Source organism: uncultured Nitrosomonas sp. (assembly GCF_902826915.1).
In the GTDB taxonomy this organism is placed as follows: domain Bacteria; phylum Pseudomonadota; class Gammaproteobacteria; order Burkholderiales; family Nitrosomonadaceae; genus Nitrosomonas.
This window is the reverse complement of sequence record NZ_CADEGP010000041.1, coordinates 1-23,793: the sequence shown is the minus strand read 5'-3', so window position 1 is coordinate 23,793 and position 23,793 is coordinate 1. Positions and strand designations below refer to the sequence as shown.

28 protein-coding genes are annotated in these 23,793 nt (G+C 46.5%); 15 read left to right on the top strand and 13 right to left on the bottom strand.

The annotated features are described in order from the left end of the window. Nucleotides 1–237: 237 nt before the first annotated feature. The 6 genes from QZV86_RS08595 (at nt 238) to QZV86_RS08570 (ending at nt 5,267) form a co-directional block, all read left to right on the top strand. Nucleotides 238–528: a GIY-YIG nuclease family protein gene (locus QZV86_RS08595; RefSeq protein WP_295626348.1), complete on the top strand. Its 291-nt coding sequence runs from the start codon at nt 238–240 to the stop codon at nt 526–528. Further along, a complete protein-coding gene (locus tag QZV86_RS08590) occupies nt 510–791 on the top strand; it encodes a hypothetical protein (protein ID WP_295626346.1) in 282 nt (93 codons plus the stop codon). The genes QZV86_RS08595 and QZV86_RS08590 overlap by 19 nt, the downstream gene beginning before the upstream one ends. Next, complete coding sequence (locus QZV86_RS08585) at nt 788–2,269, top strand: class I SAM-dependent DNA methyltransferase (RefSeq protein WP_295626343.1); 1,482 nt, start codon at nt 788–790, stop codon at nt 2,267–2,269. Before QZV86_RS08590 ends, QZV86_RS08585 begins: the two co-directional genes overlap by 4 nt. A 128-nt stretch (nt 2,270–2,397) precedes the next feature. After that, on the top strand, nt 2,398–3,615 hold the full coding sequence (locus tag QZV86_RS08580) for an RtcB family protein (RefSeq protein WP_295626339.1): 1,218 nt from the start codon (nt 2,398–2,400) through the stop codon (nt 3,613–3,615). 342 nt (nt 3,616–3,957) lie between these two features. After that, entirely contained in the window at nt 3,958–4,134 is a 177-nt protein-coding gene (locus tag QZV86_RS08575) for a DNA gyrase inhibitor YacG (protein ID WP_295626336.1), read from the top strand. Nucleotides 4,135–4,145: 11 nt separating this feature from the next. Further along, nucleotides 4,146–5,267, top strand: a complete 1,122-nt coding sequence (locus QZV86_RS08570) for a sensor domain-containing diguanylate cyclase (protein ID WP_295626333.1) — start codon at nt 4,146–4,148, stop codon at nt 5,265–5,267. A gap of 4 nt (nt 5,268–5,271) precedes the next feature. Here QZV86_RS08570 and QZV86_RS08565 read toward each other — a convergent pair whose 3' ends face one another. The 9 genes from QZV86_RS08565 to QZV86_RS08525 form a co-directional block, all read right to left on the bottom strand. Then, nucleotides 5,272–6,246 (bottom strand): Nudix family hydrolase, encoded by a 975-nt coding sequence (locus QZV86_RS08565; protein ID WP_295626331.1) that lies wholly within the window; start codon nt 6,244–6,246, stop codon nt 5,272–5,274. Further along, nucleotides 6,243–7,124, bottom strand: coding sequence for an ATP-binding protein (locus QZV86_RS08560; protein ID WP_295626328.1), 882 nt, complete (start codon nt 7,122–7,124; stop codon nt 6,243–6,245). The genes QZV86_RS08565 and QZV86_RS08560 overlap by 4 nt, the downstream gene beginning before the upstream one ends. A 21-nt stretch (nt 7,125–7,145) precedes the next feature. Continuing rightward, nucleotides 7,146–8,369, bottom strand: coding sequence for a bifunctional glutamate N-acetyltransferase/amino-acid acetyltransferase ArgJ (argJ, locus tag QZV86_RS08555; protein ID WP_295626325.1), 1,224 nt, complete (start codon nt 8,367–8,369; stop codon nt 7,146–7,148). Between the two features lie 590 nt (nt 8,370–8,959). Next, on the bottom strand, nt 8,960–9,643 hold the full coding sequence (gene pgl, locus QZV86_RS08550; RefSeq protein ID WP_295626322.1) for a 6-phosphogluconolactonase: 684 nt from the start codon (nt 9,641–9,643) through the stop codon (nt 8,960–8,962). An 11-nt stretch (nt 9,644–9,654) separates the two neighbouring features. Next, nucleotides 9,655–10,302 (bottom strand): HAD family hydrolase, encoded by a 648-nt coding sequence (locus QZV86_RS08545; RefSeq protein WP_366925695.1) that lies wholly within the window; start codon nt 10,300–10,302, stop codon nt 9,655–9,657. After that, a complete protein-coding gene (locus QZV86_RS08540) occupies nt 10,299–11,237 on the bottom strand; it encodes an NAD(P)-dependent oxidoreductase (RefSeq protein WP_295626319.1) in 939 nt (312 codons plus the stop codon). The genes QZV86_RS08545 and QZV86_RS08540 overlap by 4 nt, the downstream gene beginning before the upstream one ends. Then, nucleotides 11,234–12,166, bottom strand: a complete 933-nt coding sequence (locus QZV86_RS08535; RefSeq protein ID WP_295626294.1) for a phosphoglycerate dehydrogenase — start codon at nt 12,164–12,166, stop codon at nt 11,234–11,236. Before QZV86_RS08535 ends, QZV86_RS08540 begins: the two co-directional genes overlap by 4 nt. Next, complete coding sequence (locus QZV86_RS08530) at nt 12,163–12,933, bottom strand: aldolase/citrate lyase family protein (protein WP_295626281.1); 771 nt, start codon at nt 12,931–12,933, stop codon at nt 12,163–12,165. Before QZV86_RS08530 ends, QZV86_RS08535 begins: the two co-directional genes overlap by 4 nt. A gap of 8 nt (nt 12,934–12,941) precedes the next feature. Continuing rightward, entirely contained in the window at nt 12,942–13,694 is a 753-nt protein-coding gene (locus QZV86_RS08525) for a 3-deoxy-manno-octulosonate cytidylyltransferase (RefSeq protein WP_295626278.1), read from the bottom strand. Nucleotides 13,695–13,955: 261 nt separating this feature from the next. Here QZV86_RS08525 and QZV86_RS08520 point away from each other — a divergent pair, with 261 nt between their 5' ends. The 9 genes from QZV86_RS08520 to QZV86_RS08480 all read left to right on the top strand — a co-directional run bounded on the left by QZV86_RS08520 (nt 13,956) and on the right by QZV86_RS08480 (nt 21,444). Next, complete coding sequence (locus QZV86_RS08520) at nt 13,956–15,221, top strand: hypothetical protein (RefSeq protein WP_295626266.1); 1,266 nt, start codon at nt 13,956–13,958, stop codon at nt 15,219–15,221. Nucleotides 15,222–15,289: 68 nt separating this feature from the next. Next, nucleotides 15,290–16,045, top strand: a complete 756-nt coding sequence (locus tag QZV86_RS08515; RefSeq protein ID WP_295626256.1) for an FkbM family methyltransferase — start codon at nt 15,290–15,292, stop codon at nt 16,043–16,045. A gap of 54 nt (nt 16,046–16,099) precedes the next feature. Then, the gene (locus tag QZV86_RS08510) at nt 16,100–17,095 is read left to right on the top strand and encodes a glycosyltransferase (RefSeq protein ID WP_295626254.1); all 996 of its coding nucleotides are present in this window, start codon (nt 16,100–16,102) and stop codon (nt 17,093–17,095) included. 104 nt (nt 17,096–17,199) lie between these two features. Then, on the top strand, nt 17,200–18,297 hold the full coding sequence (locus QZV86_RS08505) for an O-antigen ligase (protein ID WP_295626249.1): 1,098 nt from the start codon (nt 17,200–17,202) through the stop codon (nt 18,295–18,297). 261 nt (nt 18,298–18,558) lie between these two features. Next, nucleotides 18,559–19,266: a class I SAM-dependent methyltransferase gene (locus tag QZV86_RS08500; RefSeq protein ID WP_295626238.1), complete on the top strand. Its 708-nt coding sequence runs from the start codon at nt 18,559–18,561 to the stop codon at nt 19,264–19,266. A 46-nt stretch (nt 19,267–19,312) separates the two neighbouring features. Next, nucleotides 19,313–19,996, top strand: a complete 684-nt coding sequence (locus tag QZV86_RS08495) for an O-methyltransferase (protein ID WP_295626228.1) — start codon at nt 19,313–19,315, stop codon at nt 19,994–19,996. A gap of 167 nt (nt 19,997–20,163) precedes the next feature. Further along, on the top strand, nt 20,164–20,418 hold the full coding sequence (locus tag QZV86_RS08490) for a DUF2024 family protein (RefSeq protein WP_295626225.1): 255 nt from the start codon (nt 20,164–20,166) through the stop codon (nt 20,416–20,418). Between the two features lie 101 nt (nt 20,419–20,519). Next, nucleotides 20,520–21,035, top strand: coding sequence for an invasion associated locus B family protein (locus QZV86_RS08485; protein ID WP_295626214.1), 516 nt, complete (start codon nt 20,520–20,522; stop codon nt 21,033–21,035). A gap of 64 nt (nt 21,036–21,099) precedes the next feature. Then, a complete protein-coding gene (locus QZV86_RS08480) occupies nt 21,100–21,444 on the top strand; it encodes an arsenate reductase family protein (protein ID WP_295626202.1) in 345 nt (114 codons plus the stop codon). Between the two features lie 86 nt (nt 21,445–21,530). Here the strand turns inward: QZV86_RS08480 and rplS are convergent, their stop codons facing one another. From rplS to rpsP, 4 genes are read right to left on the bottom strand one after another with little or no spacing between them, the layout of a single operon-like run. Further along, entirely contained in the window at nt 21,531–21,953 is a 423-nt protein-coding gene (rplS, locus tag QZV86_RS08475) for a 50S ribosomal protein L19 (RefSeq protein ID WP_295626199.1), read from the bottom strand. Between the two features lie 22 nt (nt 21,954–21,975). Beyond that, nucleotides 21,976–22,746, bottom strand: a complete 771-nt coding sequence (gene trmD, locus QZV86_RS08470; RefSeq protein ID WP_295626195.1) for a tRNA (guanosine(37)-N1)-methyltransferase TrmD — start codon at nt 22,744–22,746, stop codon at nt 21,976–21,978. A 10-nt stretch (nt 22,747–22,756) separates the two neighbouring features. Next, nucleotides 22,757–23,269, bottom strand: coding sequence for a ribosome maturation factor RimM (gene rimM / locus QZV86_RS08465; protein WP_295626192.1), 513 nt, complete (start codon nt 23,267–23,269; stop codon nt 22,757–22,759). Nucleotides 23,270–23,284: 15 nt separating this feature from the next. Next, nucleotides 23,285–23,554 carry a 30S ribosomal protein S16 gene (gene rpsP, locus QZV86_RS08460; RefSeq protein WP_295626189.1) on the bottom strand — a complete coding sequence of 90 codons (270 nt, stop codon included), beginning with the start codon at nt 23,552–23,554 and terminating at the stop codon, nt 23,285–23,287. Nucleotides 23,555–23,793: the final 239 nt, after the last annotated feature.

The following is a 23,793-nucleotide window of genomic DNA, read 5'->3' as shown; positions in this document are numbered from 1 at the left end:
AGGGATGACGGATGTGACGAGGGATGACGGATGTGACGAGGGATGACGGATGTGACGAGGGATGACGGATGTGATAAGGAATGATGGATGTGACGAAGGATACGAGGGGTGACAAATGTGAAGAGCAATGGCGGATATGATAAGGGATGGTTCATGAGGGATAGGATAGTATTGGCGGGAGTCATGTCAATAATGCGAAGGATGGTCTGGATGTGAATGTGTGATTAGGATTGCATCATGGAAAAACAGCCTGCGGTTTATATTCTGGCGAGTGGGTACAACGGTACGTTGTACATTGGGGTAACCAGTCACTTGATTCAGCGGGTTTGGCAACATAAACAGGATCTGGTTGAAGGATTTACCAAAAAATACGGTGTTCATTCCCTGGTTTATTATGAAATGCATGAAGAGATGGTGGCAGCAATTCAGCGCGAGAAGCAGCTTAAGAAATGGAATCGGCAATGGAAAATAGATTTGATCGAAAAAGTGAATCCAACGTGGAGAGATTTATGGCAGGAATTGGCGTGAACAGCGACAACATTTTTTGTGTTTTTGCGATATTCGTGAGGCGCCTGTTCTCTTGTAATCGTGAAACCGGAGTCCTATTTCTGGACCGAATGGATTCCCGTCTCACGCCTTCGCGGGGGCTGGCACTGCGCGGAAATGACGCAAGTGAAAAGCGTGATAGTAGTGATACAAGCCATGACTATTATGGAAATGATGTACATCCAGCGAATGCTGGCAGTGGTTTTATGCGCAAGCATTGCGAATGCTGCGAAATCAAGGCATGAACGCAACCGCATCGATTGTTTCCAAAGTCTGGAGTTTCTGCACTACGTTGCGCGATGACGGCGTGGGGTATGGTGATTATCTGGAGCAGCTGACCTATCTGATCTTCCTGAAAATGGCGGATGAATACAGCCAGCCGCCCTATAACCGCAAAGTTGATATCCCGGCAGAATATAACTGGCAAAGCCTCAGGACTAAGCGCGGCGCAGAGCTAGAAGTGCATTACGTGACGCTGTTGATGGAACTTGGCAAGAAACCGGGCATGCTGGGACAGATATTCACTAAGGCGCAGAACAAAATCCAGGATCCGGCCAAGCTGTACCGCCTGATCGATATGGTCAACGAAACCCAGTGGGTGACCATGGGGGCGGATGTGAAGGGTGATATTTACGAGGGTTTGCTGGAGCGCAACGCAGAAGATACCAAGTCCGGTGCGGGGCAATACTTCACGCCGCGTGCGTTGATTCGGGGGATGGTGCAATGTGTGCGTCCGGAACCGGGAAAAACCATCGCTGATCCGGCCTGTGGCACCGGTGGTTTCTTTTTGGCGGCGTATGATTTTCTGGTGGCCGAGCATGCGATGGATAAAACGCAGAAAGCGTTTCTGAAACACGAAACATTTTCTGGCAATGAAATTGTTGCCAGTACGCGCCGCCTTGCTTTGATGAACATGTTTTTGCACAATATCGGCGAGATTGATGGCGACAGCATGGTATCCCCTAACGATGCACTGGTGGCTGACTCTGGCAAGCGGTTTGACTATGTATTGGCGAATCCACCGTTCGGCAAGAAAAGCGCGATGAGTTTCACCAATGAAGAAGGCGAGCAGGCAAAAGATGATCTGACGTATAGCCGGCAGGATTTCTGGGCGACCACGTCGAACAAGCAGCTTAATTTCGTGCAGCATATCCGCACCATGTTAAAAACTACCGGCAAAGCGGCGGTGGTGGTGCCAGATAACGTGCTGTTTGAGGGCGGTGCGGGCGAAACGGTGCGCAGGAAATTGCTTGAAACCACCGAGCTGCACACGATTTTGCGGCTGCCTACGGGTATCTTCTACGCCAACGGCGTCAAGGCGAATGTGCTGTTCTTCGATAACCGTGAAGCCAGCAAAGACCCATGGACAAAAGCGGTCTGGTATTACGATTACCGCACTAACATTCATCACACGCTCAAAAAGAAACCGCTGCGCTTTGAGGATTTGCAGGATTTCATCGCCTGCTATAACCCGCTCAATCGTCACCAACGCAAGGAAAATTGGAACGAACAAAGCAATCCTGAAGGCCGCTGGCGTAAATTCAGCTTCGATCAAATCACCGCACGCGATAAAACCAGCTTGGATATTTTCTGGCTAAAGGATAAGAGTCTGGCCGATTTGGATAATTTGCCGGAACCCGATGAACTGGTGAATGAAATCATCGAGAACCTGGAAGCTGGATTGAATAGTTTTCGGGATATTGCCGCGACACTATCAAAGTAATGGAAGCTAAGCCTGCTGTATTGCAGTCAAACCCTGGAACGAGTGTGTTGTTGCCGGTAAGTGCCGTATTTGGTGGTTTGGTTTAAATGCTGAACAGGTTGTTAGAGATCAAGAATTAAGGGTATCGCGTGGAATATCAATTATTGCAAGTTGAGAATGGCAAGCCGATCAAGATGTGGACCAACGGCGTGCCTGTCGAGGACGAAGCGCGCGCGCAGTTGATGAACACGGCAACTATGCCCTTTATCTTCAAGCATCTGGCGGTAATGCCGGATGTGCATCTGGGTAAAGGTTCGACCATCGGTAGCGTGATTCCAACGCTGGGTGCAATCATTCCCGCAGCGGTGGGGGTGGATATCGGTTGCGGTATGATGGCTGTGCGCACGACACTGACAGCGCAGGATTTGCCGGACCATCTGTTTGAGTTGCGCAGCGCGATTGAGCGCGCCGTACCTCATGGCCGTACTTTGAAACGCAGCAAGCGCGATAAAGGCGCATGGGATACGCCGCCCGCATCAGTAGGTGCCATGTGGGCAAAGCTGATACCTGGATTTGATCGCATTGCCGGGAAATATCCGCGTTTGAAGAAAACGAACAACTACAAGCATCTGGGAACATTAGGCACAGGCAACCACTTCATCGAAGTTTGTCTGGATCAGGCTGATCGCGTGTGGTTGATGTTGCATTCGGGTTCACGGGGTGTCGGCAATGCCATTGGCACTTTTTTCATCGAGCTGGCGCAAGCAGATATGCGTCACCATATTGCCAGCCTGCCGGATCGGGATCTCGCTTATTTCAAAGAAGGCAGCGAGCATTTCGATGATTACGTCGAGGCCGTGGGTTGGGCGCAGGATTTTGCGCGGCGTAACCGCGCGGTGATGATGCAAAATGTCATCGCCGCAATTCGCCAGGTCATTACCAAGCCGTTCGTGACCGATGCCGAGGCCGTCAACTGCCACCATAATTATGTGCAAAAGGAAATTCACTTTGGTGCGGAAATTCTGGTAACACGCAAAGGCGCAGTATCTGCGCAGAAAGGTGAACTGGGTATTATTCCCGGCTCGATGGGCGCAAAGAGCTACATTGTTCGTGGCCTTGGTAACGAGGAAGCATTCTGCTCATGCAGCCATGGTGCCGGGCGCATCATGAGCCGCAATGAGGCCAAGCGCCGCTTTACGGTTGCAGACCAGATCGCGGCAACAGCCCATGTCGAATGCCGCAAAGATGCCGCCGTGATCGATGAGATTCCGATGGCCTACAAGAATATCGACGCGGTCATGCAGGCACAACGTTCGCTGGTGGAGGTCGTTCATACCTTGAAGCAAGTCGTTTGCGTCAAAGGATAATTCTGTGCAAATGGTGATGGTATGCAGATTTTCTGGTGTCATTCAGGTTGCGCAACGATACGATACAAACATAGTCGCTGTTTGATCCTATCGACTTCATATCTGGCAGCACATATCATGTTCGCTGAGTAGTTAGGATTGTCGACCTTGAGATAAGTATTTGAGTGTCAGTTAGAAAAGTTTAATCTAACTTATGTAAAATACACCGTTAAATATTGCTTGGAGTTTTTTTCTTACTATCCAATATCGAAGTGAAAATAGCTTGAAAAAATAATTTAACTTTTCTTCGTCAAAACAGGGTGATTACCTTATCGTATACTACCGGTATGAGGATTTTCTTTTATGCAACAGCGCATAGTTAACTGTCCACAATGTGGAAGGAAAGTGATTTGGGAAGTTACTAACCGTTTCCGGCCATTTTGTTCCGAGCGGTGTAAAACAGCAGATTTGTCGCAGTGGGCTCAAGAATCCTATCGAATTCCAGAGCCTATGAACGATCAAGAAGAAGAAAATAACTGAGCCTATAGAGAATGGATGAATCGGTTTATGATAAGAATCGTGAGCTGCAGCGTAAGTTGGATCATTTCATTAAGCAGGCCAGAGCCAATGAAAAAAAACAGGAGTTATACGAGACCTTCGGTTTTGAAATCATTGGTGCCAGCAACCCCAGGCAGCTGCGCGATTTACTGCTATCCCGAAGTGTTGCGCGTTTCCAACTGTTGGACATGGTGCTGTGTCTTGTGGATCATCAGAAAGACGCTGATCGGTTATTTTTTGAACATGACGAAGAAGCGCGTTTGGATTCGGCAAATAAATTATTGATCCTTGATGCTATAAAAGATATTGATTTGATTCAATCGCTTACCGTAATTCCGCTATTAGGAATAGAGGCGCTGACGAGATATCGATGGATGATCAATGACTTAAAGTGTAGAGATCAAATTAAAAGTGCAGCTTACTTTCCGTTGCTTCGCAGTAATCAGGTGATTGGCGCAATGATGCTGTTAAGTCAAGATCCACATCGATACCAAAAGGGCATTGGCACCCTTTTTCTGCAAAAACTTTCCGCTATGACCGCGGTTGCGATAGAAAACTGCCTCAACCAGCAGAGAATCAAAGAAATCAGTTATCAAGACGTGTTAACGCAAGCGTATAACCGCCGTTATTTTGATCTGCGTTTTAAAGATGAAATTGCCCGATGTGTTCGCTGGGACGATGATTTGATCTGTATGTTTCTTGATGTCGATCATTTCAAGAAAGTCAACGATAACTATGGTCACCAAACGGGTGATTCGGTGCTCCGGCACATGGTGAATCTAATCAAGGAGCAAGTAAGATCGTGTGACATCGTAGCCCGCTATGGCGGAGAAGAGTTCGTCGTGGCGCTACCTTCAACAACCTTGCATGCGGCACACGAAATTGCTGAACGGCTGCGCAAAGCAATTTATTCTTCAGCGATTATTCTTCATGACAAGCAACTCAATGTCTCGGTATCTATCGGTATGGCCAGCCTGCGGGACCTATCAATCTCGCTACAACATGATGCCGATTTTATTTGCACAGCCTTACTTGATAGAGCGGATAAAGCCTTATACGAAGCTAAAGAAGGCGGAAGAAATCAAGTGGCTGTTTATACCAATCCCATGCTGTAGAAAATTATAATTGTGCGATGCTACGTATCATGGCAATACCTTGTGCGCCCATTTCCTGCGCGATGACTAAGTCTCCTGAGGTCATTCCACCCAATGCATAAACCGGTAATGAATAGCCGCGAATCATTACAGCAAATTTTCGCCAACCTAATGGCGGCAATCCCGGATGGCTCAAAGTAGATTGAACCGGCCCCAATACAACAAAATCAAGCCCTAATTGCTCGGCTGTAAAGAGTTCTTCGGCATTGTGACACGATGCGCCGCACAAACCATGTTTCGGGTCGGGACGAGATGACATCGCCATCAGTTGCGATGAGGTGAAATGTACGCCATCAGCGCCTGTCGCGTGCGCCAGTTCTGCATCGCTATTTATCAGGACTTTTGCTTGATAAGGGCGTGCAAGCGCAAGCACTTTCCCCGCAAAATCACGCAGTTTATCTCTCTCCATTTGTTTCTCGCGTATTTGCAGTAAGCGTAAGCCGCCTTGTAATGCGTGATCAATCTGTTGCAGTGTTAATTCGATCCCGATCTCGTTGGCGTGCGTGATGGCATAAAACGATGGTAACAACAGTGCCTGCAGAATCGGGCCATTCGCCGGCAAGATAGGAGAAACCACAATTTGGTGTGGCATCTGCCAGGATACAGCTTGCATTTCCCTTGGCATCAGCTTGCCTTCCCATTCCACCACGCGGAAAAAATGCAGCCGCACAGTCGCATGTGCATAGGTGAAAACCCGTGATATCCAAGGCTGAGCATAGCGAACATGAATGCCTAATTCTTCCCATAGCTCACGTTCCAGCGCGCGCAATAAGGATTCGTCAGGCTCAACCTTACCGCCGGGAAATTCCCAATAGCCCGAATACACCTTGCCTGCAGGTCTCTGCGCCAGCAAGAACTGGCCATCCGGCTGTAGAATTACCGCCGCGACGACTTCGACGATGGGCGTTAATTCAGCGTTGGGCGCAGCGAAGTGGTTCATAGGTTCCGGTTGATGCTAGCGGATTTCTTTCTGCCGGCCAAATCCCGTGCAAATTGCCAAGCCACGCGTCCGCTACGCGAGCCGCGCTGCAATGCCCATTGTAAAGCTTCGGTGCGCGTCAGTGGGGTCATGTTGTCGATGCCAAAATAAATCAACCAATAACGCACAATTTTCAAATACTGATCCTGGTCAAATGGATAAAAAGATACCCATAAACCAAAGCGTTCCGACAATGAGATTTTCTCTTCAACGGCCTCGCTCGGATGCACTTCTTCGCCGAGATGCCGTGTATCCAGATTATCGTGCATAAATTCCGGTACCATGTGACGACGATTCGATGTCGCATAGACCAACACATTATCGGAGACCGTGGCAATCGAACCGTCTAGCACTACTTTGAGCGCTTTATAGCCGGGCTCGTCGGTTTCAAACGATAAATCATCGCAAAATAGAATAAAGCGCTCCGGGCGTTGATAAATCTTTTCCACAATTTCATGCAAATCAATCAGGTGGTGTTTCTCTACCTCGATCAAACGCAAACCTTCCTGCGCATACTGCGTTAGCAGTGCTTTAATCAGCGACGATTTTCCTGTACCTCGCGCACCCGTAAGTAATACATTATTTGCCGAAAACCCTTGCACGAATTGCCGTGTGTTCTGATCAATGCGTTGTTTCTGATTGTCAATTCCGCATAGCGCATTGAGTGTAATCCGGTGCGGATGAATCACCGGTTGAATAAATCCGGCATTTCCCTGCTTGCGCCAGTGAAAAGCCACCGATGCTTGCCAATCCGGTTCTGGTTGGGTCGCGGGCATTGTCTGCTCCAAACGATCTAATAGCTTGTTCGCCCGCTTATATAGCTTATCCAAATTACTCATAATTATTTATTCCACAGGCCATCAGCTGCGATAACTTGCATTAATCTTGACATAGTCGTATGAAAAATCGCAGGTCCATACCGTCGTTGAAGCCGTGCCGCGATTAAGCGCGACGCGGATAGTGATCTCAGCCTGATTCATCACGCGTTGGCCATCTTCTTCACGGTAATTCTTTGCTCGGCCACCTTTTTCCGCCACCAGCACGTCATCCAGATAGAGTTGAATGCCATTCACATCCAAATCATCGATGCCGGCATAGCCAATCGCCGCCAGAATCCTACCTAAATTCGGATCAGATGCGAAAAATGCGGTTTTGACCAGCGGCGAATGCGCAATTGCGTAAGCCACCTTGGCACATTCATCCTTGCTCTTGCCATCTTCAACTTGCACGGTGATGAATTTTGTTGCGCCTTCACCGTCGCGCACGATCATTTGTGCCAACTCCGCGGCAACAGCAGTGACCGCATCCTGCAATTGGCAGAATTCCTCGGTGTGCGGATTAACAATTTCTTCGTGTTTCGCTTTGCCGGTCGCCATGATGATGAACGCATCGTTGGTCGAGGTGTCGCCATCTACTGTAATGCGGTTAAACGAGCGATCCGAAGCATGTTGCACCAACTTTTGCAGCATCGCCTGGCTAATAGCCGCATCGGTCGCGATAAAACCCAGCATCGTCGCCATATTCGGATGGATCATGCCGGAGCCTTTGGAAATTCCGGTTATCGTCACGACCTTACCTTTAATCTGCACCTGCTTTGACGCCGCTTTCGGCACGATGTCCGTGGTCATGATTGCGTGTGCGGCATCGAACCAATTATCCGCTTTGCAATTTCCTACCGCAGCAGGTAATCCCTGTACGATTCGATCCACCGGTAATGGCTCCATAATCACACCGGTTGAAAACGGCAATACCTGTTGCGGCGCAAGACCCAGCAACTTGGCCAATTCCGCACAGGTCATCTGAGCATGTAAGATACCTGCTTCGCCCGTTCCAGCGTTAGCATTGCCGGTATTCACCATCAATGCACGCACCGATTGCGCCAGATGCTGTTTTGCCACAACCACCGGCGCGGCGCAAAAACGATTCTGCGTAAATACCCCGGCGACTTTCGTGCCTTCATCTAGTACCAGAACCAGCAAATCCTTGCGATTAGGTTTTTTGATGCTGGCTTGCGTAATACCAAGCGTTACGCCCGAAACGGGCAAAAGTTGCTCAGGCGATAATGGAGGAATATTGACAGGCATAGTTTAGTTCTTACGGTTATTGGAATGCCGCTATGCTACCGTATCTGGATGGGTTTTTCAGGAATTCCGTGCAAATTCGAGCGGCTATTCACAGCGTGATCACGCTAGAGTCATTGAGGCCTACAACCAGCATTATGTTGATCTATATCAAGGTAGTTGATTCTGATTCGGTTCACAATCTCTACGCTTACTTAATATATAGGAGTAAATAGAGAGATGAGTACATTAGGAAAGGTAGATGATTCCGAAACAATTAAAAAAATGAGTATCAATGTTGCAGTGATATTCGGCGTGATAACAGCTCTGATTATTGTATCAATATACTTAGCTGAAAATTTGAGCTGATTTTCGATGTGAGCGATATCAGAGAGGAATCTACAGTCGACGGATTTTGGGGCTATATTTAATTTTGAAAAATTGCCCCAAGACAAGACTCGCAAGAGTAACTTTACCTGCAAAGGGGGTTAACGACTGTAGACAATTGTTAGGCTCAACTACTAATGCGAGTTAAGTAGGAAATGAAGAAACACTATCTAGTCACCCCAAAAAGACATCGAGTAGTATTTATCCGGGGCAAGTTATAATTTATTTTACATGTCATCAGTTTCAAAAACCCTGACTGGTGATCTGGTGCGTTGTAAAAGCCAAGTAATTGGTAATGTTAAATTTAAGTGATCATGCAACTGGTCCAACAGTTGCCGCTTATTTCCTCCCGTAACCACCAATGTAATCTGCTCAGTTTCCGCCAGCGTCGCCAATGAAAGACTGACACGCAGCGACGGCGCAATCGGTGGTGCAATGGCTGCACAGTGATGTGTAGACAGTAAATCAGGATTCATGCCAGGAAATAGCGAAGCAATATGTCCATCTTCCCCCAAGCCTAATACGGTCAGGCTTAATGGCAGCGGCAGATGATCCAGTTGTTGGTGAATTGCTTCGACGGCATCAAAGGGACTTTTGTGCTGAGTCTTGAGGCCAACGAAAGGCGTATCTGCCGGAAGATGTGCCATCAAATACTTTCTTATCAGATGTTCATTCGATTGTTCATCGTTGACATCAACCCAGCGCTCATCTGATAGCGTCACGGTAATTCGATCCCAGGGTAGCTGACATTTTGCCAATGCGGGTAGGTAATGGCGCGGGGTGTTGCCGCCGGGAACAACCAGGGTGGCGTGGGGCTTTCGAGCCAGCGTGTTTTTTAACGTGGTTGCGACAAAATCGGCAAAGCCTCGGCTTAATGATTCGATATCCGGGTAGACATGTCTTTGCATCATCATGGGTTACTTTAATCGACTAACTCGCGTAAATCGGGAACGATTTTAATGTGAGCCGGAAAAGGATTTGGATCGCCTGGAAAAACGCGCCCCAGGAATGCGGTATTGTTGGCTTGTGCGCCTTCCAAATCCGCAATCGCATCGCCGATCATCAACACGGATTCGGCTTTGAGGCCATAGGTCGATAAAAAACTTGCGATGATATTCTTTTTCGGTGCTGGAGCACCATGCACTGCTTTGAAGTAAGGCGTGAGGCCACGGCGTTCGACGATGATTTTGAGCTCTGAGTCGGGCGTGCCGGAAGCGACGAACAATGGAATTCTTTCGGCTTGCTGGTGAATTAGTTCGAGTGCGCCGGGTACTGGGTCAGCCGCGATGACTGCTTCGACTACCAATTCGGAGAAATGGATATCCAGTTGTTTTACTTCCGTTTCGGTCAATGGCGGTTTGTTGAGATAGTGTTGTTGGAAGTGCCGGAATTTGTGGTAGCGCGACATGCCGCCGTTTTGATTGTGGAATTGCACCACTTTTGCGACGATGTCCTCACCATGCGGTCGATACAATTCTGCGAATGCCTGTGTTTTGATTTTTCCAGATTCCACCACGACACCGTCAAAATCAAAAATGATCGCTTGCCAGTCAAAGTTTTTCATGGTCATGCGCGATTATCCGAGGTGGTTGGGGTGGCGTCGTCATTTTCATCGTTATGATGCAAATCCTGGTGAATTTCTCGCAGGCAGTCGAGCATGCCTTGTCCTAGGTCGACATGTTCATTCAAAACCAATTTTCGGCCAATTCTCGGTTGAAATGCATACGGTGTGATTTTATAGTGATGCACGGTATTAGCTTCATCGAAATGCAATTCCACTGGCCACGGCAACATTTCCGTAATCATTGTCATCACGTCTCGGATGCGCAGTTTTTCCTGGCCGGTCAGAATCAGGTGTCGATTGGCGAATTCTGGCGCCAGCACTTGCACGCTCATGCGCGCGGCATCTTCGACATGGATGTACTCGCGCATTGCATCGCCACTGCCTTTGTAGGTGATCGAGTGCTGTTCGATTGCTTCGTGCAACATGCGATAAATGCCGTTGCGTCTGTCGGCGCGTCGGCCATACAGCGAGCCATAACGTAAAATGTTGTAATCCAGGCCGTAGCGCTCGTGATAGGTTTCGGTAAAACGTTCCGCAGCTTGCTTGCTGGCACGATAAAAAGAGCCGGATTCGGAATAAACATAGACGCTGCTGGCAAACACAAAACGGCGCGCACCGGCGATACGGGCGGCTTCGAGCACATGCATGTTGCCCAGCACGTTAATCGTTGCAGTGGGAATGGGCTTGTCGTGTGCTTCGTCGATATCGGCGATTGCGGCGAAGTTATACACGATCGATGTTTCCTTGGCGGCTTCGATCACTTGGTTGAGATCCATGATATCGCCAACGATCATTTCCTGGTTGCTTTTAAGAAATGGTGAGGGATTGCGATCGAATAGCCGCACTTGATAGCCTGCGGCGGATAATGCGTCGGCGACATGACTACCTAAAAAACCGCTGGCGCCAAACACGATTACTTTTTCATTCGAAATCGCTGTCATTGAATTACACCTGTTTTGATCAATCCTTGCAGTAAATTTTCCGCTGCTTCGATTTCCATGAGTCGCCGTGACTCTCTAGCCAGGGAACCGATATGCGATGTCACGATGATGTTATTCAATTCAAGCAATGCTCCTTGGTAAGGCTCATGCTCAAAAACATCCAGTGCGGCCGCACTGACTTTGCCGGATTTGAGTGCATCCGCCAATGCGCTTTCGTCGACCAATCCGCCGCGTGCCGCGTTGATGATAATGGCTTCCGGTTTCATCACTGCTAACGCTTGCGTATTCAGCAAATGATGCGTGGAGGGTGAGTAGGGCAGGTGCAAGGTGATAATGTCGGCTTTTGTCAGCAACTGTTCCAGTGGCAGCAATGTGACGCCATCAGGCACTTGGTCGGCGTACGGATCATACGCGATAACCGTGGCTTCAAATGCTTGACACAAGCGTGCAACCCGGCGGCCTATATGTCCCAGACCGATGATGCCGACGGTTTGCGCCGCCAGCAGGCGGCCTTGCGTGCGTGGCCATTCGCCTTTGCGCACGGCCTGATCAATTGCGCTGATCTGTCGCAGTAGATTTAAAATGTATCCTAGTGTCAGTTCCGCAACCGCCTGCGCAGGGGCTTCCGGCGTATTCAGGACAGCGATGCCGCGATTCTTGGCCGCAGTCAGATCGACGCTATCCAAACCGGCGCCGCAGCGCGAGATGACTTTCAGTCTGGACGCGGCTTGAAAGACTCGTTCGGTCAGGGGCTCGATACCTGCGATCAGGCCAATCGAGCCATCTTTCAGTAATTCGATAATTTCGTCTTCGGTCAGTTTGCGGCGGTGTGGATTGGTGATGATGCGCATACCCTTTTGCAGTAATTGCTGCAGTGGCGGGTTGTTGTCAATATCAAACGATGAGGTGGAAATAATCAATGTATTCATGATGTTTTCAGTGTCTCGCGAATGTTATGTAAATGGGTGCGACAAATTGAATCCAGAATGCGGATATCCAATCCATACCCAAGAAAATTAAAACCTGTTTGAATGCGTTGTTGCAGCGCTTGCGGATCGGGTTCGATAACATGAATGCCGCCAGATTTGTTGGCGCGGCGGCCTGCTTCCAGCACTTGCGCGATGGCTGCTTGTACATCGGGATGGTCGAGATCGCCGGGACGCCCCATGGAGCCAGATAAATCGTACGGACCAATAATATATGCATCGATGCCAGGAACCTCAAGGATGCTATCGATGGCTCTGACAGCGTCGACATGTTCAATCATTACGACAATTATCGCATTCTCTTCCAACCACTGGCGGTAAGCCTGAAAACTGTGGCCATAGCCCTGTGCGCGTGCCAGGCCGACACCGCGCTGTCCGCGCGGCGGGTAATATACGCCATCGACAGCGGCTTTGGCATCTGCGGCGCACTTGATCATCGGTACCATGATACCAGTGGCACCAGCATCCATAACACGCTTGATCTGATCGGGGTGATTAGACGTCAGGCGCACAATGGCTGGGCATTGTTTGCCGTCCAGCACCTGGATGATTGATTGCACTTCGCTGAGTTCCAGCACGCTGTGCTCCATATCCAGCACTAACCAGTCAAAGCCGGCCGCTGCCATGATTTCGGCAATCGACGGATGTCCCAGTGTGACCCAGGAGCCGATGGTCAATTCGGAACGGTTTAATTTTGCTTTTAATGACATGGCGATTCCTAGTAGCGGGTGAGCAGTGGATCTGCTGCCATCAATTTCTCGACGCGCAGCAGATCTGCCATGGTATCGACCGCTTGCGTGTTAAATTCGGTCGGCACCATTTTAACCTGCAGTCCATGTTCGAGCAGACGCAACATATCGATTGATTCCAATTGCTCTAAGGGCGTGGGCGTCAGGCGAGTGTATTGGAATAGTGTTTCGCGGCGGAAAGGGATAATGCATACTTGCTTGTACGCGGCCGTATCAACGAAACCGGTTTTAGCAAGCGATGGAATCGGGCGGCGTGACATGTAGAGCGCATTGTTTTGTTGATTCATGACGACTTTGATGGTGTTGAAATCATGATAATCAGGTTCATGATCGATTTTGCGTACCAGATTCACGCAGCCTAATTCCGGATCGTTTCTAAAGGGCGCAACAGCGGTATCGATCATGTCCGGATGTGTCATCGGTTCGTCGCCTTGTACCATTACGATCAAGTCTGCATCGGGGATTTGGATGACTGCTTCGGCGACTCGATCGCTGGCGCGTTCGTGCGTGTCGGCAGTCATGATAACCGGAGCGCCAAAGCTTTCAGCGACTTGGCGAATTTCTTCGTCACAAGTTGCAATGTAAGTGGCGTCGAGTGATTTACTCATGGCTACACGTTTGTAAATGTGCTCAATCATCGAGCGACCCAGGATTTGTGCGATAGGTTTTCCGGGAAAACGTGATGAGCCCATGCGGGCGGGAATGACTGCAATTGTTTTCATGAAATTTTGTGTGATTGGTTGGAGTTATAAATGTACGGCCAAAGATGATGTATTGATTATCCGGTTTTTTTTATTTCCTGGGCAATAGTTATTCGAAAATTTAAATACTTTCTTACGTGTTGTGGTTTTTTCACAGGCGCGGACATGTTACTGGTAATTGGGAAGTTGCGAGAGTAAAATGGCGCGCTTTATCGAATCATCTGTTTAAATAGGAAAAAGGCCTAAAATGCACCTTGTTCTGAATATTTTTTCATCATGGTTATGAAAGCGCTTTTTTTTCTTCGGCACTATAACGATATCGATCATGTTACTCCGATTGTTTATCAGTGGATTGAATCAGGGCATCAGTGTGATGTGGTACTGATTGGATCGGCGCAATTCCGGCGTGATTTTCGCGTCAAGTATTTGAGTCAGTTGCAAGGTGTGCGTGTGGCGCATATGAACGAGCTGTTTTCGTGGATGGATTACTGGAAATGGCGTTTGCAGATGCTGATGCTGACGCGCAATGTTCGACGTATCAAAGTGATTGGTAGGTTGGCGGAAAAATTGGCGGAACGGATTGACGAGAAAAAACGCGACCCATTATGGCGGCATACTGCGGGATTTTTGCTGGATCGTTGTTTTGGTAGCGAAGGCAAGGGTGTGGTAGCTTTTGATTGGGTTGAGCGTAATTCGGTAATTTGCATAGAATGGGTCGAGGTTGTTATTGCCATGGCCAAAGAACGTGGACTGGGAACTGTATCGTTGCCGCATGGCGATAGTCCGCATGCCAGCCAATTGATTCGCCGTGGCGAGCGTAGGGCTGAACCGGATGCAACATTCTCGGCAGCTACGATATTCGACAAAGTGGTGGTTCCTAATCAGCTATGCGCTGTGCGTTTTCGTCCGTTTATGACAGAAAGCCAGCTTGCCGTGTTAGGTTCGCCCCGTTATTGCGAGGTATGGCTCAATGTATTATCCGGATTGATGCCGCCTTCACCACTTACCCGATCGAATAGTAAGCTTAAGATAGTCATGTTTCTACGCAAAGCCAATTTCACCACATTCTGGGAAGAAGTGGGCGAAGTGGTGCATATGCTGGCCGGGTTTCCCGATGTCGAGTTGATCATCAAACCACATACGCGTAGCGGATGGAAGCAGTCACTGACCAAAGACAGCTCGATCAAGAAGCTACCGAATGTAACTGTTGCCGGTGATGGTGCGCATTCGGTGCATTTGATGAACTGGGCTGATGTCATTATTGATTTGGCCACTTCCGTGGTATTTGAAGCGGTCAGGACAAAAAAGCCGGTTCTGGCTGCTGATTATTTGATTGCAGCCCGTTCCGCTGTGGCTTATTACATGCCGGAGACGGAATTGAAATGCCGCGACGATGTGTACGAGAAAATTAATTATTTTCTTGCTAACGGATTTGATTCCTTTTATGTGGAAGAACATCGGCAACACTTTTTAAAGGAAATGCTGGACTATCCGGACGCCAATGTGTTACCTCGTTATGTGTCTTTACTTGAGCGGCTGGCAAGCTGAACCGCAACGCTAGAGGCCATACAGGGATCATGATTGATCGTTAATCCATGAGAGATAAGATTCGAGCTATGGATATTTTCAACGAATTGATTGTGGCAGCCTATAAACTGAAGGGTGGCTATACCGATGTACGAGTGCGGGATCAACGGATTCTGATTTCGGTTGATCACTTGCGTACGCTCAATCGAGCCAAAACGTATTCGAAGAAAGAGCCTGATACGTTGGATTGGCTGGATAGCTTCGAATCGGGCTCGTGCTATTTTGATATTGGCGCTAATATTGGTCAATATTCATTGTATCCGGCGAAAAAATATGACAACGCTGTGCAGATATTTTCTTTTGAGCCACAGAGCAATAACTACTATGCGCTCAATAAAAATATTTACTTGAATAATTTAGGGAGTCATATTTTATCCTACTGCGTTGCGGTATCGGGTCGCAGTGAGTTTTCGAAGTTGTATATTCCTAAATTCATTCCGGGAGGGAATCGGTCTCAATTCGGGCATGAGAGTCTGGAGAATATGAAAATATCAGCGACGCACATTCAAGGAATATTTGGTGTGACATTGGATGATTTGTGCGGGAAATGGGGATTTCCATGTCCTAATTATATAAAGATTGATGTCGATGGGATAGAAATTCCTATTCTGGAAGGCGCGTCCACCGTTCTGGGAAACCCCGCGTTGAAATCAGTGATTATCGAATTGGGAACCGATGTCGAGCAGGATAAGGCCATTGCGATTATGAGACAAGCTGGTCTCGAAGTGACTCGAAGACCATCCAGGAATTGGGGTGAAACCTGTTTGATCTTTGGCAGGATTTGATCCGTTGTTTTTTCTTGGGTAATGAATACGTTCCCGACTCCCACAATTGATGTAGTGATTCCTGTCTATAATGCACCGGAATTTAGCAAACGGTGCATTGATTCTGTGGTGGCGCATCTGGGTTTATCCATTCGAACGGTTTATATCCAGGACGATGCTTCGGAACCAGAAACTCACGCCATGCTGGATGGCCTGTCGCATCCACAAATCAAGGTTTTTCATGCGCCGGACAATAAGGGGTATGGAGGATCAGTGAATGATGCCGCTGCGCGTTCTGATGCTGATTGGATACTGGTACTCAATTCAGATATCGAAGTTCTGGGAAATTTCTTGCCTCTACTTTGTGCAGCGATTACTGTTGACCAGAAATTGGCGGTTATTAGTCCAGCTGAAGGAGATATTCCAAGTGCAAAGGCTGACTATTACTTGCGTCAACCAGGCGGTTATATTGCCACCTATCGATTTAGAGGCTACGCTTTTTTGATCCGTCGTGCTGTTTTTCAAGCGATGGGTGGATTTGATGTGCAATTTGGTCGAGGCTACTATGAGGACACTGATCTAGGGCGGCGGTTGATGAAACAAGGGTGGCGCATGGGAGTGCATCCGGATGCAGTGGTTCGTCATGAGATTGGTGTGTCATTCGGGCGCGGAAAAGCATATCAGGAATTAGTGCAGCGTAATCGTGCGTTATATTTCTCGCGCTATCCACTCGCACGGCAAAATATTCTGGTTGTTTCGGGTGCTTATACATTGGCCGATCTGCCTTTAGAATTGGTGGATTCGCTTGAGCAAGTGATGTGGCAAGGTGGGCGACTCCATTGGTTAACGCCCGCGCGATTGCCAGTGCTATCCTGTCTGCAAATGCGCAACAGCAAAATTAACCTGAGTGTGGTGGTGAAATTAATGCTACGTGGTTGGTCGCGAGAAGATAAGCGTATCACTGCGGTGTGGTTGCTTCCAGCTGTTCCTGTATGGACACGCACTTTATTGAAATTGTTTGTTCTGTTGCGTCGCTTAGAAGTGCGCGAATGGAACGCCGCGTCACTCTAGCGTCTCAGTCTATCGGTTCTATGTCAACGAATAATACAAGACGGGAATGGTTCATTCGGTTTGCATTGGTCTTTTTTTGCGTAGGATTCTGGCGCAGCGAGTGGATGCTTATTTCTTCTCCACTGTTGATAGCTGCATGGCTTATGGACGGTGGTGCATGTCGTCTGAGTCAAACGTTCAAAGTGCCGCTGGTGCAAGCATTACTACTTTTGTGTGCGCTATTGTTGCTAGGGTTGCTATGGAGTGAATGGCCACAAAATGGACGAATGAAATGGTTAAAGTATTTTGCGCTCCTAATCTTTATTCCCTTTTATTCACTGATAAACAAAGAGCGCTTGCCGTGGGCGTTGGGTAGCTTGATTGCTAGTTATTTATGTGTTCTCGCGGTTGGAGTTTATCAGTGGCTTGACATTGATGCTCAAGGCATTCCATTGTTGGGAATGTCTTATTTGAGTTTTTCGGCAATGCTTGGGATTGGTGCAATTGTAACCAGTGGAATTGCTTGCATGAATTCATCGATCAAACTGCAGATATTGTTTGTGATGGGTGTTTTGACTTTACTTTTCATTCAATTTCATCAGAATGGAAGAATGTTTTTGTTAGTAACCTTAATTAGCATATTACTGATAATCTTTTTGCGTTACAAAATAGAAATGAGAAAGTTTTTTAGTATCTTGCTTTTAATGCTGATAGTCGGAGTTGCTTTTGCTTATAGTAGCCCTGCATTTCAGGTTAGATTGATGCAGATAAAAAGTGATATCGAATTATTACAGCAAGGAAATCACAGTTCCAGTTTAGGCTATCGCCTTGCAATGTGGGATGTTGGTCTGCATGGCGTTGCAGAGCGTCCTTTGTCAGGTTTTGGTACAGGTGCACCCGAGAAATATTTCGAAAAGACCATTGTGACATACAGGAATGGACTATATAAGGATTTGCCGGAATTCCAGGAAACTGTGCATTACCATAATGATTGGATTGAAATCGGCATGCATGTCGGTATTCTCGGTATGCTGACCTTGGGGTTTCTATTATGGAGCTGGTATCAAGCATTTCATAGGAGCAATTTGAATTTACTCGGTGCGGGCTTAGTAAGTTTTATCTTTCTAGCTGGGTTTACGGAGACTTTTATTATTTTTAGCAGAACACCGATTCTGTTGTTGATAATTACTGCAATAGCTATGAACTGGAATGAACGTGAATGAGACAGTTAAGAATTCGCTGCGGCAAAATCTGATCGGCACTGAAGCGACGTCAGATTGCTATTTGTGTGGAAAGCCTGGGAAAATATTGTATCGTCACTGTAGTGATTATTTTTTTGGTACTTATGGAGAATGGAGTTTTAAAGCATGCAGAGGGACTGATTGCGGTTTGGCTTGATCCAAGAATCTACGTTAAGTGAGATTAGAAAAGCGTACCAAAATTATTATACGTATTTCTCATCATATTATATGCAGCAAGCACGGATGGTGCGTATTATTCGCGTAGTTTTGCATAGTCTGAGTATCTATCTGCTGAGGTTGCGAAAAGAGCGCGGGCACTATAAGTGTATGTATTTGGATCAGACCTTGCCGGGCCGGTTATTGGAAGTAGGTTATGGTAACGGTAAGCGATTAGCGCGAATGCAAGCATTGGGTTGGGATGTTGTGGGACAGGAGATTGATCCGGTAGCAGCTAGTTATGTCTGTGAAGCAAGAGGTATTCCCGTGCATTTAGGGATGCTTGAAAGCTTGGATGTAATCGAAGGTTATGATGCTGTTATTTTGAGCCATGTGATTGAACATGTGCATGACCCTCTGGCTTTGCTGAAGACGTGTTTTCGCCTACTTAAAAAAGATGGTGTACTGGTTGTTCTGACGCCGAATGTGGCGAGCTATGGTCACCGCAGGTTTGGTGCGGGGTGGCGCGGACTTGAGCCACCCAGGCACTTACATTTATTTTCTCGTAAAACATTGCTCCGGCTTGCGCAAAAAACCGAATTCAATTCTTTGCGCTCATGGACGACAACGGTAGGTGCTTTTGGTATTGGTCAGGCAAGCACATCTTTTGTGAACGATGCAACAGAAGGGCGGCATCATATGACTGTGCGTGATGTTTTGAGAGGATTTTGGTTCCAACTTGTGGCGCGAATTATTTTTTATTTGATCAAGACTCCGGCGAGGAGTGTGTATTAATGGCTACGAGGAAGTGACTGATTCTTTTAACTAGGTGGGGCAGGGCATGGATGATTTTCGATCGACAGGTATTGATGATGCAGACGGGTTAATCCCGGTTAATCCTGCTATTGAAGCATATATGCGTAACTTAGTTATACGCACGGATCACCCGGTTCTTTTTGAAATGGAAGAGCTTGCGCGGCAAGAGAATTTTCCGATTGTGAATCGTCTGGTCGGTGTTTTTCTTAAAACTCAAGCAAGTATGATCAATGCTAAAAGAGTATTTGAATTCGGTAGCGGTTTTGGTTATTCGGCTTATTGGTTCGCGAAGGCAATTGGGCATGATGGCCGCGTGATATGTAGCGATTCGGATGCAGTAAATCGTCATCGCGCAAAAAAATATCTTTCTGCTGCAGAGTTATGGCAATGCGTAGAATTCCATGTGGGTTTGGCACAAGATGTTTTTGAGCAGACTGATGGCTTGTTTGATATTTGCTATAACGATGTTGATAAAAGCGCTTATCCAGAAATATGGCAAATAGCCAAGCATAGGATACGTTCTGGCGGTCTATACATTGCAGATAATGTTTTATGGCATGGACGGGTGGCAGTAAAGAATTATCAGAATGAGATTGATGCGTCGACGGCGGCGATAGTCGAACATAATCAGATGATTTTTAATGACCCGGATTTTGATGTGTTTATTAATCCAATTCGGGACGGAGTAATGGTCGCGAGAAAGAAATAATGTTTTTTTATGCAAATGACCTGGTCCTGTCAGGATTGAATCGTTGTGCATTTCTCATGGCGGTTTAATCGATTAATTGGTATAGTTATTATATAGGTAGCGAGTCGTGTTGGATGGGGTCGCTACATGTCTTTAGTTCTAAATAATCTGTTTTCAAGGAAAATAATATGCAAATTCATGTTTACGATACTTATGTTAAAGCGAAAGATGGTCATACGATGCACTTTGATGTATTTACTGCGGTGAAGGATGACCAGAAAGCTGTCGAGTATGCAAAACAATGGCTTGCATCGATTGGTGAAGGCGATGCAGTTATTACCAGTAAGGAATGCAGTTTTTGCCATAGTCAAAGTGCGCCTGCCAATGTTATGGATGAAATCAGCCAGAATGGTTTTTATATTTACAAGATGGAAGGTTGTTAATAATTTTATCTTATGATTAGCAGGTTGGAGTGAAAATGCTTCTTGCTTTTTGACTCCGATTAATCAAAACTGTAATGACTATAATTTTCAAGGTTTCTAAAATGAAGCATAAATTTACCAGATTAGTAACTATTGGCGCTGTTTTTATCTTATGCAATTCAGTTCAAGCTGCGGAGCCGAAACTTATTGGCCAGCATGGGGATTGGACGGCTTATACGTTTATGGAAAGCGATAGCAAAGTTTGTTATATGGTGAGTCAACCTAAAAAATCAGAGGGGAATTACACCAAACGTGGTGATGTTTTTGCTCTGATTACGCATCGTCCAGCTGAGAAAAGTAAAAATGTTTTCAGTTTTATTGCTGGCTATTCCTATAAACCAGGAAGTGACGCGACAGTTATTGTGAATAATCAGAATTTTCGTCTTTTTACTCAGGATGATTCGGCGTGGGGCTCGGACGAAGCTACTGACAATAAGATTACGGATGCAATCAAGCGAGGAAACTCACTGGTGGTTAAAGGAGCGTCAACGCGAGGGACGGCAACAACAGATACATTTGGGCTCAGTGGCTCAAGTGCAGCCCATAAAGCAATTTCAGCTGAGTGCGGCGTGAAATAAAACAAGGAATGCAACATTTTTAGGACTTATGTCTTCTATTGGCAAGTTGTGACAAGGAAATGGTATGACCGATAAGATAGTTATCTATCAAAAGCCTACTTGCAGTAAATGTAGAGCGACATTATCTCTGCTTAAGGAGAGTGGTGAGGAATTTGAATCGATTAATTATTATGAAACACCCTTAACGGCGGGGGAGCTGCGAGAATTGATTCAAAAACTTAATTTGCCAGTGCGTGATATCCTTCGCAAGGACGAGCCGGCGGCGCATAATTTAAGCGCCGCATCCGATGATGAAATTATTAAGGCGATGGTGGAAAACCCGGATCTGATTCAACGTCCCATTGTAGTCAGTGGTGACAGAGCAAAGCTATGCCGCCCGCCAGAAACTGTTATGGATTTTCTTAAATAATAAACTTGTAGACCTAGTCTTGAATTGCAATCACCGTACATTGATGTAGCGTAATGTACGGTGATTGGCTGACTATGTGCCCGTATTTACTCTGTTGTGATTGGAGCTGGTTCTGGTTGTGCGGGTTGTTTTAGGTTTTTGTTGCTACCTATACGAGCAGGTAGTTTCTCGCGAATGCGAGCTGATTTGCCAGCACGATCCCTGAGGTAATAAAGTTTTGCGCGGCAAACTGCGCCTCGGCGTTTAACTTCAATGCTTGCGATCAATGGGGAATAGGTTTGAAAAGTACGTTCTACACCTTCTCCGCTTGAAATTTTACGAACAGTGAATGCTGAATTCAGTCCGCGATTCCTTTTGGCTATCACAACACCTTCATAGGCCTGTACACGCTTACGTTCTCCTTCGACAACGTTGACATTGACAGTAATGGTATCTCCAGGGGAGAAGTCGGGTAAGTCTTTGTTCAGACGTTTCATTTCTTCTGCTTCTAATTGCTCAATCAAGTTCATGTTTTTCTCCTATTGACCGGTTCTACCTGGATTTACAGGACTGTTTAAATTCTTCTAAAAGCTTTTCTTCTTCTGCTGTCAATCCATGGGCAAATTTCAAATTAAATAAATCGGGCCTTTTTAGCCATGTTCTACCAAGTGCTTGCTGAAAACGCCAGCGATGGATCTTTGCGTGATTACCTGACATTAGTATTTTGGGGACATGATGGCCTTTGTAAATTTCTGGGCGAGTATAGTGTGGATAATCTAACAATCCTTCCACAAATGAGTCTTGGTTTGCAGATTCCAGATTACCCAATGTTCCTGGAATTTGTCTCGTAATACAGTCTATCAATACCATTGCGGCCAATTCTCCACCGGAAACAACATAATCACCAATAGAAATTTCTACATTAACCTGACGTTTGATCAAACGTTCATCAATACCTTCATAGCGTCCGCAAAGTAATATTAAACCTGGCAGTTTGCTCAGTTGTGTGACCATTTTATGATCAAGCCGACTTCCTTGGGGTGTTAGGTAGGCAACTGTGGGTTTAGTAATACCTAATGTATTTTGTCTTTCCCGTGCTTGAATAATGGCGTCGTCTAAGGGTTGAGCCATCATGACCATTCCAGGCCCACCACCGTAGGAACTATCATCTACTGTGCGATAATGATCGTGAGTAAAGTTTCGCGGATTCCACGTGCTAAGATTGAAAATTCCGTTTCTGCTTGCTTTACCTGTTACGCCATTTTGTGTGATGGCATCGAACATTTCTGGAAACAATGTGATGACATCGCATTCAAATGGCATGGCTCGTGCCTTAATAATCCCGATTCCAATCAACTATGATCTGAGCATTTTTCAAGTCGACTTTCACGACATACTGAGAAATACAAGGTATAAGAATTTCTTTTTTTTCATTGTCTGTTTCTGTTATTCGCAAAACATCGTTTGCACCTGTTTCGAATAAACCGACAACTGTGCCTAGTTCCTCTCCTTTTAAATTAATGACCTTGGCATTAACTAAATCAGCCCAGTAATAACCGTCAGTTCCATTCTCAGGTAAATCCGGTAGCCAATCGCGAGGGATTGCGATCTGTGTTCCTTTGAGTTTGGTTGCTTGTGTGCGGTCAGTACATTCTTCTAATTTTGCTAGCAAAGTGGTGCCATGGATACGACCATTAACCACGTGCACTTTTTGCCATTCGGTATTTTCGTTGCTTAACCACCATTGCGAGTATTCCATCAATCCATCTAAGTACTCTGTGCAGGGATTAATTTTTATCCAGCCATAAATTCCATATGGACCGATGATATGACCCATTACTATCATTCGTGCAATTTTGATTTAACTGCCGTTTGCTGAGGCTTCTTTTTGGATTGTAAATTGTTTGATTAGACGAGTCACCGTTGATGATAATTGCGCTCCTTGGGATTGCCAGTATGCAACTCGTTCTAATTGAACTCGAAGAGCTTCTTCGCCTCCCGTTGCTCTCGGATTGTAAAAACCGACACGTTCTATGAAACGGCCATCGCGCGCATATTGTGAATTTGCTACAACCATGTTAAAAAAAGGGCGTTTTTTTGCACCGCCCCGCGCCAATCTTATAATGACCATAATTTTATGTCTGCCTATACTATAACTAACTAAACTGGTTGGATTAATTAATGTTAATTTTGAAGTGCGATGCGCTTTCTTTCTTTAATTAAGAAACTAGATAACATTTAATTTTACATTAAATTTAATGAACGTGACAAGTGATTAAATAATCATACTTGTTGAGCTTGTTGGTTCCTTAATAAAGAAGCGGCCTCGCAAATTCGGACAGTCCGATAAGTGGTAATCTTGCTCAACCC